We start from the raw sequence: 14,329 nt of genomic DNA, 5'->3' as shown, positions 1-14,329 counted from the left end.
GCATAGAAATATTGTAAAATAAAGAAGAGGAGAGGGGGGACAAGCATGGCTAATGTTCCAGTGTCGGTTTGGATTTTCTCAGCTATTATTATTGCATTAGTAACGTGGGTTACGTTATGGGTGACAAAAAAAGCGTACTCGAAAAAATGGGATGAGTCGGATAAATGATTTATCTAACATAGGAATAAAGAACGGAACTTGATGAGTGAGCATATGTTCTCCTCAGCGAGTTCCGTTTTTTTAAATGAATAAAAAAAGCTCTCCATCTGATTTGATCAGTGTGGAGAGCTTCCTTTGTTATATGTATTTCATAAGTTCGTGGTAATGGTCGGGACGACACGATTTGAACATGCGACCCCCTGGTCCCAAACCAGGTGCTCTACCAAGCTGAGCTACGTCCCGGAAAAGATGGTGCCGTCGAGAGGACTTGAACCCCCAACCTACTGATTACAAGTCAGTTGCTCTACCAGTTGAGCTACAACGGCGAATCTTAGTTACGTCCGGGAAAAAATGGTGCCGTCGAGAGGACTTGAACCCCCAACCTACTGATTACAAGTCAGTTGCTCTACCAGTTGAGCTACAACGGCGTGTTTTTTTCTTGAACACAAGATGTATTATTGCATATTACCAATAATAATTGCAAGCCTTTTTTTGAAGTTTAAATTTTCTAAAAACTTACTGATGGAACCAAACCTTGTTAAGTCGATCGATTCCTTCTTGCAGCTGTTGCTCCGTCAATCCACCGAAGCCAAGCATAACATATGATTCAGGGCATTCAGAAGGAATGTTCCAGTGTTTGCTCGGCGTATAAACTCTACAATTTACTTCTTCGGCTAGCCGAAGAAGTTCTTCGTTATTTCGTTTTTTTACATTAAGCAAGAGATGCATACCGGACTGATCGCCAATGATTTCAACACAATCACCCATCCTGACCCTAATGGCGTCGGTCAATGCCTTGTGTCTCGCTTGATAGATTCGTTTCATTTTGCGAACATGCCTTGCAAAGAATCCATACTTCATAAACAGCCATATCGCGTGTTGAATCATTGGTGAAACCGCTTGACTGTAGTTCGACAGCTTATCCCGTACTTTATTCATTTGGGGAGTAGGCAAAATAATGTAGCTGAGTCTTGCTGCTGGTAGGAATGACTTAGAGAATGTCCCTAAATAAATGACATGTTCATTTTTATCAAGCGCCTTTAAAGAGGGAATGGGTTGACTATTGTATCGAAACTCGCTGTCATAATCGTCTTCAATAATAAGTCCATTTCTCTCAGCTGCCCATTGTAATAATCGTTGGCGCTTTTGGATTGGCATGACCATACCTATTGGAAATTGGTGTGAGGGTGTTACATAAACAGTGTTAACTCCAGTCGTTTGTAATTTCTCCAAACTGATACCATCCTGTTCTAATGTAACGGGGTGTAGATTACATCCCATATTGCGCAGCACAGTTTTGACACCGAAGTAACCTGGCTCTTCCATAGCAATCGGGTAATGTTGTAGTCCTAATAGTTGAACAATCATACTGATCGCATGTTGTGTACCTGCACTAATAAAAAGTTGATCTGGATGGCAAACAACACCTCGAGTTTGGAAAACATATTGTGCAATTTCTTGACGAAGCTCATAAAAGCCGAGTGGGTCCCCGTAACCCAATATGGATGATGGGGGAGAAGCAAGAGCCTGAGCGATACACGATTTCCATTGTTCGTGTGGAAAGCGATCAAATGCGATGTCTCCATAACGGAAGTCGTATTCTGGTCTGTGATGCTTTTCTAGTTGATGTAGAGGAGGGTGAGATGCATTTCTTTCAACTGGAAGTTTCGGCATCAACAACTCTTCAAGCGGGAGAATCGTGTATCCCCCTCGTGCACGACTTTCTACATACCCTTCAGCAAGTAGTTGATTATAGGCGGATTCAACTGTGTTTTTGCTCAGAACAAGATGCTGTGCAAGCTGTCTGATCGAAGGTAAGCTCAGACCTGCTGAAAGCTTACCTGTCTCGATCTGATCGCGTATATATTTATAAAGCTGAATATAAAGAGGAATGTCTCCTGATTTGTTCAATAAAGGTGTAAATGATAACATCATTATTCTCTGACCCCTTTGTAAATAATGTTTTTGTCACTTTTTAAGGTGACACAGTTGTCATATAGTGACAATATCACAACAGATATAGATTGAGAAGGGGATGAGGTTCATGTTTACAGTTCGGATGAAAAAACGAGAGTGCACCGACCAAGTTAAAATTGAACAATTTGTTGCAAAAGCTCAGACAGGGTTTTTGGGACTTTCTGATGGTCAACAACCTTATGTTGTTCCACTTAATTTTGTTTGGATAAACGAGTTTATTTACTTCCATGGAGCTGATGAAGGTCGCAAAATTGATATTATCGGTAAAAACAACGAAGCATGTTTTACCATAAGTGAGGCATATGGAACAATACCAGATCCAGTCCCAGCAAAGACAGATACTGCGTATATGAGTGTAATGGCATTTGGATATGTAGAAGCTGTATATGATATTGATGAAGCAACGGAAGCGATGCAGGCGATGTTGGATAAGTATGTACCAGGATATTATAATTCCCCGTTAGCGAAGTCGCATATGGAGCGTTATCGCTCATCGCTCGGAAGTAAGACTGCAGTATTCAAGTTAGTTGTTCGTTATAAGTCGGCTAAGGAGAACGAATAATTATTTTCTAGAGATGAGGAAGATACATGCCCGTCATACTTGCAAAAACGGATGAAGATATAGTTGCAAGCTACCCATTGATGAAGCAGTTACGTCCTCATCTTGAAGAAGAAAACTATTTGTGCAGAATCAAGCAACTTCAACTGGAGTACGGCTACAATTTAATTGTACTAATAGAAGGTGGGGAAGCAAAGGCATCCGCTGGTTACCGAATATGTGATTCATTAGCTTGGGGCAAGTATATGTATATTGACGATTTAATAACGGATGAAGATAGACGTTCAAGAGGATATGCAAAACAGTTGTTTGATTGGTTGGATGATGAATTAATAAATAATCGTTGTGTGTCTATGCATCTAGACTCTGGGGTACATAGATATGATGCGCATCGGTTTTACTTAAATAGAAAAATGAAAATAACATGCCATCATTTTGAGAAATCTTATTAATTAACATCATGTTTCACATAGCCCAAATAACGAAAGAAGCAGCCCCATTTAATTAGGGCTGCTTCTTATTGTAACTAGGAACTATCTAAGCTGACTCGCCTTCCAATGCTGGATGCTCGATTTGTAGCTCGATTTTCCGTATACGGTTTTTACTTGTTTCACGAATAATAAATTTTAAGTGCTCATAATGATGTTCTCTGCCCGGCTTTGGATCTACGAGCTTGCTATACAACCAACCACCGATTGTATCAACGTCTTCTTCTTCAAACTTCATGCCAGTAAGTTCACCAAGTTCATCGAGAAGTACTTTGCCATCTAGTAAATAACAATTGTCAGCTAATTGCTCGATTTCTTTACGTTCATCAGCATCAAACTCGTCACGAATTTCGCCAACAATTTCTTCAAGAATATCTTCAATTGTTATAAGTCCGGATGTACCACCATATTCATCAACCAATATTGCGATATGAACACGTTCAAGTTGCATTCTCTTCAATAACAGTTTTACTGGTGTTACCTCAGATACGCTAAGTACAGGATGAATGAGTTTTTTTATTTCAAATGCTTTATCCGCTTCATATTCAAGGAAAAGTTGCTTCGTATTTATCATACCGACGATATTATCTTTACTCTCAAGTGCAACTGGGAATCGTGTATATTGTTCTTGACGAATAATATCTAAATTATCTTTTAGAGAATAGTTCGTATATAAGCAAATCATGTCCGTACGAGGTACCATGATCTCTTTTGCCAACAATTCATCGAAGGCGAAGATTCGGCTCACATAACCAAATTCGGTATTGTTGATTTTGCCGCTTTGGTAACTTTCGTTAAGAATGATTTGAATTTCTTCCTCGGAATGTGCATCTTCATGCTCTTTCATCGGTTTTAATCCGAACATGCGCACAAGTGCGTTAGCAGAACCGTTCAAGAGCCAGATGAATGGGTACATTAGTTTATGGAAAAAGATAATCGGTTTTGCAGTCAAGAAGGAGATCGCTTCAGCCTTCTGAATGGCAAGTGATTTAGGTGCTAACTCACCAACGACAACATGTAGAAATGTAATAAAGATAAATGCGATAACGATGGAAATAATATGGCTGACATTTTCGTTAAATTCTAGTCCATTAAATACGGGTAAAAGTATTTTTTCCACTGTCGGTTCGCCCAAGAAACCAAGTCCAAGAGCTGTAATCGTAATACCAAGTTGACACGCCGACAAGTAGGCATCCAGATTGCTCGTAACCTTCTGAACAGCTAATGCGTTCTTCCGGCCCTCCAACACTAACTGATCAATTCGGCTCCCCCTGAGCTTAACAATGGCAAACTCTGTGGCGACGAAAAAAGCAGTTAATAAAATTAGAATTGCAATCATGATTAAATTAAGTCCTATACCAATATCCATTCCGGAATCTCACTACCCTTTGTTTTTTGGATTTTTGTTTACTTATGATTACTATAACGAAAGATTACAGGTAATGACAACTGTCAAAAGGGACGCTCTAAGCCTTTGAGACTCTATTAGAAGCATTTACAGGACTATGGAGTAACGTTCTCATCGTTTTTCGAGTCTTTACAACTCTATTTCACAGCCTTAAGATGAGTTCATATGAACTGATTGCTTGAAATTGGAGGTTATTTAGATGGAATCCTATTCGCTTACACGCCAAGAGCTAGCTTCCCTCCTGCTCGCACTGGACGAAACAAATGCAAATAAAGCAAAAGACATTTTGCAAAAAGCTTGGAAAAAGGTTCGAGTTACAACATTTGAAAAAAATGATACAGAGCGTTTGCTTTCATCACCTGTTCTTCCACCTATTATAGAGAAATTAATGAGATGTAGTGAGAGGAATGGCTTTTCCTTGCATGAAATTGCTGACTTAGGCAATCTGCTTGAATTTTCTACAGCATCGGCAACATCAATGCAGAACTGGGTTAAACGAGATTTTAAGTCCTATTTCAATTGTCCGCTTGCCGGGAAAAAATATTCTCTAAATCAAGCAGCAATGTTGTTAATCATTGACGATTTGAAATCAAATCTAGATTTCGAGACGATTAGAAATTTGTTTTCTATTCTATTCGAACCATGCCTAAAAGAAGACAAGTCACCAGCACATTTAGTATCGCCGCTTATTTTACTATCAGCGTATGCAACTATGTACGAAAAATTGGACAAGAGGACGATTTGGGGAACGATGAAAGCGGATGAATTGGAGAAGATAATAGTTGAAGAAGCTTCTACTATTGCAGATAACATACTGGGTTTAACAGCAGAGCAACATACAGCACTCAGCAACATCTTATTTGTTGCAGTTATTTCAATACAATCCGCGTATTTTCAAACACTTGCTAGACGATATTGTCATGAGATTATATATATGAGGAAAGGGTAGTGAGTAATCATGTTGAAGCAATTTATGAAGGCATCTAGATTCAAGGTGATACCGGTCATGCTCATTCCCGTTGTGCTTGGCGCGTTGGGAGCTTTTGTCTGGGTAGGACAATTTCGTCCAATATTGTTTGTACTCACATTAATTGGTGCAGGAGCAGCACATCTATTTTCTAATATGATCAATGATTTGTGGGATTATTATAATGGGACGGACGATGCTGCAAAAGGGACAGAAGGTGCAATATCCACGAATTCCGGATTTTTGACTAACGGTACATGGAGTATAGGGGTCTTTAAAATGATTACATGGTTGCTCTTCTTCATTGCTGCCCTTTGCGGTATAATTCTAAGCTTATTTAGCGGATGGGCTGTGCTAATGTTTGGACTTGCAGGTGCATTCATTGCATACTTTTATGTTGCTCCACCAATTCGATTTGGTTATAGAGGGAAAGGCTATAGTGAACTTGCGATACTGCTTGCATTTGGTGTGCTCCCAGTAGTAGGTGCGTATTATGTGCAAACGTCAGCACTTGATTATCGAGCACTACTGTTATCGTTACCGATTGGTTTGCTTACAACGCTTATATTGTTTAATCATCATTTTCTTCACTGGGAAGGTGACAGACAAGCGGGTAAACGTACATTAGTTGTCGTCTGGGGAGAGAAACGCGCATTAGTATTTTCTAGAGTGTTGCTTTTCCTTGCGTATTTATCATTAGTTGTGGGTATCGTATTCAAAGCTCTTCCAGTATACGCTTTGATTGCACTTCCGACAGCTATACCATTATATATAGTTTATGGTCGTTTGAACGAGCATAATAAATCAGTTGCTTATTTGCCTTTAATGGGTGCCTCATTAAAAGCTACGATGCGCTGTGGTCTCGTATTAATAGCTGTCCTGATCATTCAGGGAGCCTTACAATAAAATCAATAGACAATTAGAGAAGAGGGCATATAATGAATAATAGTAAAACGTTAGGCGATTTTCATACAATATTGAACGATGGTGAGGTTTGGAAAATAGGTGGGTTCCCGCTTCCAGATGGTTCGTTTTGGAAATATCGTGAGCCGAATGCAGTCGTTATTGTGCGCAATAGTATCCTTTATGTCCGCGCCACATTAAGTAGATCGAATGATCAAGTGCAAATTTTAGATAATGCAAAACATATGTATTACTCTGCCAAACCGGTGGTAGTACCAGAGACCGGAGAAATTAGCTTTGAGCTGAACATTCGAGCAAGAACACAAAATACAGTTGCTGGTGACCTTTATGACGGTTATGTTTCGTTAAATCTGCTTGATTTTACAACAGGTGGCGCATTGGACTTTTTTGCGAGTAATGATCAATACGCAAGTGTATATGGTGTATTGCCGTTCCCTGGGGTAAATGTGCCTGAGACTGAAGGGACACGTTATTTCTGCGTCTTCAAAGAAGATCAAGAAGCATTTATCCCGCGAGAATTTAATACGTACAAAATTTCGTATAACCGAAATAATGATGAAGCTGTATTCTATGTAAATGGAGTAGAAGTCCGCAGAGAACAACATATACCCGTTAAGTTTAATGAATTCACCGTAGCATTAGGTATTATGACGGAAAAAGATTTGGGTCCAGAAGGCAGTGTTTCCGTACATGGACAAACCGTAATTGCTGAGTGGTCACCGATAACGATAGAAGTGAATGATTAAGGAGTAGTAAAGGAGCTGTAAGATGCTTTTTGTTCTTATTGCCTTATTTGCAATAGCGGCAATACTTTGGCTGTCTGAGCCGAGTTCTGCTGTTAATCAGCGACTCGGCGCACTTACTTTTAGCGGCGGCACGGGAGCTCTTGCGGCACTGATCGATTATAATTGGTTGCCGCAAGCTGTTCAAGCGGGTGCAAATGAAAGTGTACAGTTGATGATATATCAACTGCAAGTGTTTTCTTCCTTGTTTTCTTATTATGGTATTCCTTATTTCTTCCTGCTCTTTGCACTTTCATACCGCAATTTCCCGTTGAACCGGGCTTTATCGTTGTTTCTTCCACTACTGCTTTTAATCCCAATCTTTTACACTATAGCGACGACACCCTTTTATACAACACAATATCCAATCACCTATCATGTTGTTGTATGGTGGGCAGCGCCCTACATTATATTAGGTACGATTATTGTGTTGTCCAAACGTATCCCTCCAACGATGTTAGCACGTACACACTGGATAGTCTGTTTCGCTGTATTGCCTACAGTCCTCTTTGTTATGTTTATGAATTACATCCTTCCAAGTATGGGTATGATGCGTATGTGGATCTATAACACTTGGATTGTGGTAGTGGGTGCAACTATATTTTTTGGCGGCCTCTTTACATATGGATTTATGGGGATGCGTGTACTAATTGATAGAAAACGATATGACTCTACACTAAGAGCAGTTACTTCGGGGACGGCTATGTTAAATCATGCGATCAAAAATGACGCAGGTAAACTGCGACTTTTCGGTGAGAAAATGAAGCGTCACGCCATCTCCACAAATCAAATGGATTTGCTGGAAGATATCAATTCCATATTATCGGCGTCTAGGCATATGGAGGAGATGGTTCAACGTGTACATCAGAGAACAGAAGATATTCAGCTTCAACTAGAACAAGGAGATCTTGCTAGCTTAGTAGAAGGGACACTTCATACACTTCGTCCTGCATTAGGTAATGTTCAATTAACGACTACATTAGTTGCTGGCTGGCAATGCAAGATTGATCATGCTCAAGTATCAGAAGCAATTACGAATCTAATTATAAATGCTGTAGAGGCAATGAATGGTGCTGGAAAGCTAGAAGTTACGATAACAGATATGAAACGTGAGTTAGTTATTGAAATTAAAGATAGTGGACCAGGTATGAATAGAGTGGAAAGTATGAGTATTTTTGAACCATTTTATACGACTAAATTAGGTGGTAATAACTTTGGTCTAGGTTTACCTTACGCCTATCACGTGATGCGAAAACATAAGGGCTCACTTAATTTCCGATCCAAAAAAGGCGAAGGGACAACTTTTTATATGGGTTTTCCCAAAAAAGTGGTGCAAGCAGAATGGGTTTCGGTAGATTTAGTTAATGGAGGTGAAGTAGTTGAGTAATATTCGAATTGGTCTTGTTGAAGATGATCCGGACTGGCTTAGAGGTATAGCGGATTTTTTGAAGGGTGAGTCTGACTTTAATCTTGTATGGACAGCTTCAACTGGTGAGGAGCTTAGGGAAGCTTTAAGTCATTCTGATGGGAATGTGGATGTAGTACTAATGGATATTATGATTCAAGGTAAACCTGAAGGAGTTCTACTTGCTGAAGAAACTGCCTTAGCAACAGGTGCACGTATCATAATGCTTACTTCAATGGAAGAAAAGGAACTTATTTTAAAGTCATTTCAAGCAGGGGCAATTGATTATCAATTAAAATCAAACTTTGAACAAATCCCGGATGCTGTTAGAGCAGCGTATAGTAAACAATCACCGATCAGCGCGACTGCTGCAGAGCAATTACGGGAAGAGTTCCGTAGGCTGAGGGCAATGGAACGTGATTTTGAAGCGAAAAAGATGGGAGACCTGATTACACCTTCTGAGCTTCAGCTGTTAAGTTTAATTGACCAAGGTTATTCACAGCCGCAAATTGCCGAGAAGCAGTTTATTACACTGAGGACTGTAAAAAACCATGTGAATCATATTTTGAAGAAACTGGGTATGGAAGGTTCCAAGGAAGCAGCTAGCAAGCTGAAAGAAATGGGATTATTAGATAAAGAAAATAAAGGGAGATAGTACCATAAATTGTTGGTACTATTTTTTTTGCATTTTACATGTAAAAATTGCCTTATTGTCAGATACTAATTCGTACGAAATTAGTATTGAGGAGGCGTTACATGTTTGAAATGTTTTCAATTGAACATTATGCCGCACTATTTGTTGGGGTAGTTATATTTGTCGCCATAATCGTATATCGCAAACAACTAAGGGGTCCTAAGCTGAATGGTAAGTTTCGATGGTTCATGGCTGTCCTGCTTTTAGGCTGTGAAGTGACTTTGCAAGCAACATATATAGTAGGAGGGAGCTGGGGGGCTGAGTCACTTCCATTCGAGTTATGTAGTATTACACTTCTACTATCAGCTATTGTACTAGCGTTTCGAGTGAAAAAACTGTATGCAATTGTTTTTTTCTTAGGTAGTTTAGGGGCTCTACAAGCATTAATAACGCCTAGCTTAGATCAAGCGTTTCCACAGTTCAGATATTTTCACTTTTTTATCGCACATATCGGGATTATAGCAACCGCGCTCTTTTTACTTGTAGTAGAGCAATATCGGCCAACGATTCGATCGGTGTTCAGCGCGTTGTTATGGATTCATGTGTTAGCCATTCCTGCTGCTATTGTGAACATTGTTACTGGTACGACCAATTTTATGTTTCTTGCTCGTAAGCCAGCATCAGCTTCATTACTCGATGCACTCGCACCATGGCCTTGGTATTTACTTCAGATGGAGCTACTCGCTATTGCAATGTGTTTGGTGCTGCTTGGAATCACTGAGCTTATCCATAAAATGACTAGGAGGAAGTAAGATGAAAAATGTTTTGCAAAAACATTGGACTTCTTTGCTTGGCGCTGTGTTTATCGTTGCAGCAGTTATAACGTTATTTCAATATACGATAGGTATGGGCTGGATGACAGATTTAATGAAAATTAGTCTAGGATTATTTTCAGGAGCTACTGTCAGTTATATAGGAATCAGGTTTTTACAGCGTAAGCCAAATGAACCTACAGGAGAAATAATATTCGGCATTGGAGCGTGTATTCTGTACACTACATTCACATTTGCAGGCATTTATTATTCCCTGTGGGAGCCAATAGTTGTAACGCTCGGAATGATTGTTATTACAATTGGAATAGCCTATTACGCACACCAATGCCAGTCAAGATTACTCATGAATATAGCTTTGGCTGGTGGGATGTTAGCGCCGCTGATGTTGCAACCGGAATCTGATCAAGTATTTACGTTGTTTCTATATTTGTTAGTCCTTAATTCTGCATTCGTTTATTTAAGTATTATTAAACATTGGATTGAACTTCGAATTGTCAGCTTTATCGGCACATGGCTTATGTTTGTTGTCTATTATATTCATTTCGATCCATTTGTGAGAGGGTTAGAAAGTATATCGATCCGTTATGCGATTGCCATATTTCTCTTCTTTACTTTAAGTATGTTAGTAACTGCTTGGAAAAGGAAACAAAATATTGATGGTGTAGATCTGTATCTAAATATCCCAAATGGTATCATTTTTGGTTTATGGTCATTATGGATCTTGTTTGATGAAGTAGACTTCGGATATGTATTATTGTTCTATGGTGTTGTGTATATGTTATCTGGTTTTAGTATCTATAAGCTTGGTGAACGTGTTACTGTAGCTTCTATGTTATTTGGAGTGGCTGGTTTAGTATTGTCTCTTTTGTCAATCCAGAGCTTTGGTGAAGGAGTTTTGTTTACCGTTATCACGTGGTGTGTATACGCCTATATATTAACTGCAGTTGGTTATGTGAAAAAGTCAGTTATTGCTACAATTGCTGCAGTATTAATTTGGTTTTATGTTGGCGTATACTGGTATGCAATTACTTGGACTTCACCGCGGGGCGAATGGTTCGGTACCTATATTCCTTTTCTTAATTGGGGAGCATTTGCGTGGATAATGTTTGCCGCTTTAGGCTTCTATTTTTCGAAGGGACTACAAATGCAAGGTATGAGTAATAAAGCAAAACGAAATTTGTCTCGTACGTTCGCATTATTATCTCATTTTATTGTTGGGGGATTGATGGCTAGACAAATTCAAAATGTGTTTACAGAGTATTTACAAGAAGTGCCTGACGTTTATATGGACTTAACATTATCCGTTGTATGGGCGCTATATGCCGTCATTCTAGTTCTATGGGGCGCTTATTATAATGAACGAACATTCCGATATTTCGGCTCAGTTGTACTTATTCTAGTTGCTATAAAAGCGATATTTATGGATTTAAGTGGAGAAGATGCACTGTTTAAAGTACTTATTCTTCTTATATTAGGTGCAATATCTTTTCTTATTACGTGGATTAATGGCAAGTGGAAACATACAGAACCACAGTCGCAACTTCAACCTCAACCGCAACAAGCTGACCTGCCGGTAATGAATGAGTAACGTAGCATGAAATGTAAATAAACGTCTGAAAATAATAATGAGACTATCTCATAAGTATGTAATTCTACAGAGGGGATAGTCTCTAAATTCATCAAACACCAACTAATATCGGGAATATAGTTTCATAGCGTTCATTTATAGTAGAATTTAACCATATACGCCAGTAGGTAATAGGCTTATACTAATGAATGAGAGGAAGAAATTCCTAACTATTGAAAGCGGTTGCATACTGAAATTTCTTCTTCATTATAAAATGAAGGTAGGGAAAAAGTATGAAATTGAAATGGTTTAAGGTTGTGTTGTTGTCGTTAGTTTTGTCTGCAACTGTCGTCTGGCCAGTTATGGGAGCACCTACGGGTGAGAGAGGAAGTCCAGAAGTAGTTTCTATTAACTCAGAAACATGCATTGATCCCGTAATTGGAACAAGTCAATCCCCTATTGATCTGGTTGCTCCACTAACAGCGATACCCTCAAATAAAGAAATTCAATCGATATTCTACCCAGCTTTTTTGCCTAAAATCACTAATAAGGGAGGACATGAGATTTCTGTAATTGATAATCCCAGTTTCCCTGCGTCAGGAAGCAAAATAACAATCAACAGCGTAGATTATAAATTAACAGAATTTCATTTCCATACCAAAAGCGAGCATCACTTGAACGGGACTGAATACCCGATGGAAATTCATATTAAGCATCAAAGCACCAGCGGACAAAACGTTGTAATCGGAGTGTTCGTGGAGTCTGTTACAGGACCAGCAGATGTTAACGAAACGTTAACGGCCTTGTTAGACACAATTCCTGTATCAAACGCTTCAGTTACTCCTTCCTCATCAATCGACTTAAACTTGCTACTGCCAGATGCCAATTCAAGAAGTTATTATCATTATGACGGATCATTAACAACTTGTCCGTTTACGGAAGGTATCAAGTGGTACGTTTTTCATACTCCAATTAAAATTTTGAATACGGATTTGGCTAAGTATAACGCAAATTTTGCACATAATGATCGGAATACAAAACCTCTCAACGGCCGTACCATCTACGTGAAGTAGTTAGACAAAAAGTTTACGTAATAGCAAAACGACAAAAAACCTACAAAGCCATTATGAAAGTGGATTTGTAGGTTTTTCTTTATGCAAGTAGATTAGTGTTTAGTAATCTTTAGCCTAAGACGCTTCGAACTTAATATCACGATTGATAGAATGATAGCCCCAATAATATTCATACCTAAACTAATATGGCTACTGATTCCGAGCAATGATTCGTGGAAGGTTAAGATTGACGGTGCCCCAACTTCACGCGACCCGAGCACAAACCTGCCGATTTCTAAGTACGCAATGTGAAAACCAATCGACGTCCAGAGACTTCCGGTCCATAAACGAAGTAGCTGTAAACATATTCCGAAGAAAAATAATATCAGGATATACGACAAGTCTATTTTGAATACATGAATAGGTGCTATAAGCGTTTGAATCAGAGTGAGTGCTATAGGGACAGCTAAAAATAGCAAGGATTGAAATAACACGGCTAACCATGCAGGAAATCGATGTCGTAAGACATCATATATCAGACCTCGCATTGCTATTTTCTCAAAAGTAGCATGATTTTTACCATCCTCTCGAATTAAATGCAATTCACTAAATTTTCCACTTTATAACATATTTACCTTAAGTAGATCAGACGATGGTCTAAGTTTTCGCCTAGACTGGAGTCGAATGTGGTTGTTTTGCGAGGTGAGCGTGTACTAGGAGGAATATAATTTCGTTATTTCGATGAAATAATTATGATAATTTTGCCGCTGACTAGCAGGAAGCTCTAAAAACATGTACAATAAAAACCGATATCACTCATGTACGTCTTTTGACTTGAATTAGGGGGCAACATTCATGAGTATAGATCCACGCACGATGAAAGCGATGCTGCAAGCTCAGCTTGCGCCAAATTTAGACTTCAGACCTTTATCGAAGAAGTCATCTCAGGATCAAGTAGATAACAAGGAAGCTTCCTTATTTAATAAGTTATTGTCAGCACAGATTTCAGGCCAAACGTCGATAGATGAAACATCGGACACTAACGTTCCAGTCTGGTCCAATGAAATTTGGGCACAGGTTGCACAATATGGTATCACGGAGGCAACTCCACTTGAGGTCTCATCCAATCAGTCCTTATCGGCAACTGCACTACAAGGGACACCTTTTGCGAATCTCATCGGGAATGCAGCGTCTAAGTATGGTGTAGATCCATCCTTGATTCATGCGGTAATCGCGACGGAATCTGGCTTTAACCCGCAAGCTGAATCACATGCTGGTGCAAAAGGCCTTATGCAATTAATGGATGGAACTGCAAGAGGACTGGGCGTATCTAATTCATTTGATCCAGAGCAAAATGTAGATGGTGGAACACGATACTTGTCATTACTTATGAAGAAGTATGATGGCAATGAATTGGTGGCGCTAGCCGCATATAATGCGGGTCCTGGAAGAATAGATCGACTTAGCATATCAACAAATGAGGAGCTTCAAGCTAACCTTCACGAGCTACCGAGAGAAACTCAGCGTTATATTGTGAAGGTACAGGAAGCGAAACTATAATGTGTTTTAAGATC

Annotated in this window: 15 protein-coding genes and 3 tRNA genes; 12 read left to right on the top strand and 6 right to left on the bottom strand. The window is 39.3% G+C overall.

Going from position 1 to position 14,329, the window contains the following annotated elements; translation table 11 throughout:
* Positions 1 to 45 precede the first annotated feature (45 nt).
* On the top strand, positions 46 to 168 hold the full coding sequence (locus I6N90_RS25025; RefSeq protein ID WP_269669421.1) for a hypothetical protein: 123 nt from the start codon (positions 46 to 48) through the stop codon (positions 166 to 168).
* 157 nt (positions 169 to 325) lie between these two features.
* Here I6N90_RS25025 and I6N90_RS03875 read toward each other — a convergent pair.
* The 4 genes from I6N90_RS03875 to pdxR all read right to left on the bottom strand — a co-directional run bounded on the left by I6N90_RS03875 (position 326) and on the right by pdxR (position 2,094).
* Positions 326 to 402: transfer RNA gene (locus I6N90_RS03875), tRNA-Pro, on the bottom strand.
* Positions 403 to 409: 7 nt separating this feature from the next.
* Positions 410 to 485, bottom strand: a tRNA-Thr gene (locus I6N90_RS03870).
* A gap of 26 nt (positions 486 to 511) precedes the next feature.
* A tRNA-Thr gene (locus tag I6N90_RS03865) sits at positions 512 to 587 on the bottom strand.
* Positions 588 to 675: 88 nt separating this feature from the next.
* Positions 676 to 2,094, bottom strand: a complete 1,419-nt coding sequence (gene pdxR / locus I6N90_RS03860) for a MocR-like pyridoxine biosynthesis transcription factor PdxR (RefSeq protein ID WP_232242514.1) — start codon at positions 2,092 to 2,094, stop codon at positions 676 to 678.
* A gap of 109 nt (positions 2,095 to 2,203) precedes the next feature.
* Here pdxR and I6N90_RS03855 point away from each other — a divergent pair, with 109 nt between their 5' ends.
* Both I6N90_RS03855 and I6N90_RS03850 read left to right on the top strand, forming a co-directional pair.
* Entirely contained in the window at positions 2,204 to 2,698 is a 495-nt protein-coding gene (locus I6N90_RS03855) for a pyridoxamine 5'-phosphate oxidase family protein (protein ID WP_197934170.1), read from the top strand.
* A gap of 26 nt (positions 2,699 to 2,724) precedes the next feature.
* A complete protein-coding gene (locus tag I6N90_RS03850; protein ID WP_197934169.1) occupies positions 2,725 to 3,147 on the top strand; it encodes a GNAT family N-acetyltransferase in 423 nt (140 codons plus the stop codon).
* Between the two features lie 85 nt (positions 3,148 to 3,232).
* Here the strand turns inward: I6N90_RS03850 and I6N90_RS03845 are convergent, their stop codons facing one another.
* Positions 3,233 to 4,552: a hemolysin family protein gene (locus tag I6N90_RS03845; protein ID WP_197934168.1), complete on the bottom strand. Its 1,320-nt coding sequence runs from the start codon at positions 4,550 to 4,552 to the stop codon at positions 3,233 to 3,235.
* A 238-nt stretch (positions 4,553 to 4,790) separates the two neighbouring features.
* Between I6N90_RS03845 and I6N90_RS03840 the strand changes: the two genes are divergently transcribed.
* From I6N90_RS03840 to I6N90_RS03805, 8 genes are all read left to right on the top strand, one after another.
* The gene (locus tag I6N90_RS03840) at positions 4,791 to 5,540 is read left to right on the top strand and encodes a DUF1836 domain-containing protein (RefSeq protein WP_197934167.1); all 750 of its coding nucleotides are present in this window, start codon (positions 4,791 to 4,793) and stop codon (positions 5,538 to 5,540) included.
* A gap of 9 nt (positions 5,541 to 5,549) precedes the next feature.
* Positions 5,550 to 6,464 carry a prenyltransferase gene (locus I6N90_RS03835; protein WP_197934166.1) on the top strand — a complete coding sequence of 305 codons (915 nt, stop codon included), beginning with the start codon at positions 5,550 to 5,552 and terminating at the stop codon, positions 6,462 to 6,464.
* Between the two features lie 32 nt (positions 6,465 to 6,496).
* A complete protein-coding gene (locus I6N90_RS03830; protein WP_197934165.1) occupies positions 6,497 to 7,228 on the top strand; it encodes a DUF6081 family protein in 732 nt (243 codons plus the stop codon).
* 22 nt (positions 7,229 to 7,250) lie between these two features.
* Positions 7,251 to 8,651, top strand: coding sequence for a sensor histidine kinase (locus I6N90_RS03825; protein WP_197934164.1), 1,401 nt, complete (start codon positions 7,251 to 7,253; stop codon positions 8,649 to 8,651).
* Positions 8,644 to 9,324 (top strand): response regulator, encoded by a 681-nt coding sequence (locus I6N90_RS03820; RefSeq protein ID WP_197934163.1) that lies wholly within the window; start codon positions 8,644 to 8,646, stop codon positions 9,322 to 9,324. The genes I6N90_RS03825 and I6N90_RS03820 overlap by 8 nt, the downstream gene beginning before the upstream one ends.
* A 101-nt stretch (positions 9,325 to 9,425) precedes the next feature.
* On the top strand, positions 9,426 to 10,115 hold the full coding sequence (locus I6N90_RS03815) for a YwaF family protein (RefSeq protein WP_197934162.1): 690 nt from the start codon (positions 9,426 to 9,428) through the stop codon (positions 10,113 to 10,115).
* A 1-nt stretch (position 10,116) separates the two neighbouring features.
* Positions 10,117 to 11,724: a DUF2339 domain-containing protein gene (locus I6N90_RS03810; RefSeq protein ID WP_197934161.1), complete on the top strand. Its 1,608-nt coding sequence runs from the start codon at positions 10,117 to 10,119 to the stop codon at positions 11,722 to 11,724.
* Between the two features lie 272 nt (positions 11,725 to 11,996).
* Positions 11,997 to 12,776: a carbonic anhydrase family protein gene (locus I6N90_RS03805; RefSeq protein WP_197934160.1), complete on the top strand. Its 780-nt coding sequence runs from the start codon at positions 11,997 to 11,999 to the stop codon at positions 12,774 to 12,776.
* Between the two features lie 92 nt (positions 12,777 to 12,868).
* Here I6N90_RS03805 and I6N90_RS25380 read toward each other — a convergent pair whose 3' ends face one another.
* Positions 12,869 to 13,357, bottom strand: coding sequence for a CPBP family intramembrane glutamic endopeptidase (locus tag I6N90_RS25380; protein WP_442950930.1), 489 nt, complete (start codon positions 13,355 to 13,357; stop codon positions 12,869 to 12,871).
* Positions 13,358 to 13,610: 253 nt separating this feature from the next.
* On the opposite strand from I6N90_RS25380, the gene I6N90_RS03795 reads away from it, so the two are divergent.
* Positions 13,611 to 14,315, top strand: coding sequence for a lytic transglycosylase domain-containing protein (locus I6N90_RS03795; RefSeq protein ID WP_197934158.1), 705 nt, complete (start codon positions 13,611 to 13,613; stop codon positions 14,313 to 14,315).
* The last annotated feature ends 14 nt before the right edge of the window (positions 14,316 to 14,329 follow it).

Origin of the sequence: Paenibacillus sp. GSMTC-2017 (genome assembly GCF_016019935.1) — a bacterium.
In the GTDB taxonomy this organism is placed as follows: domain Bacteria; phylum Bacillota; class Bacilli; order Paenibacillales; family Paenibacillaceae; genus Pristimantibacillus.
The sequence above is the reverse complement of the archived record's forward strand: the minus strand, read 5'-3'. Positions and strand labels throughout refer to the sequence as shown.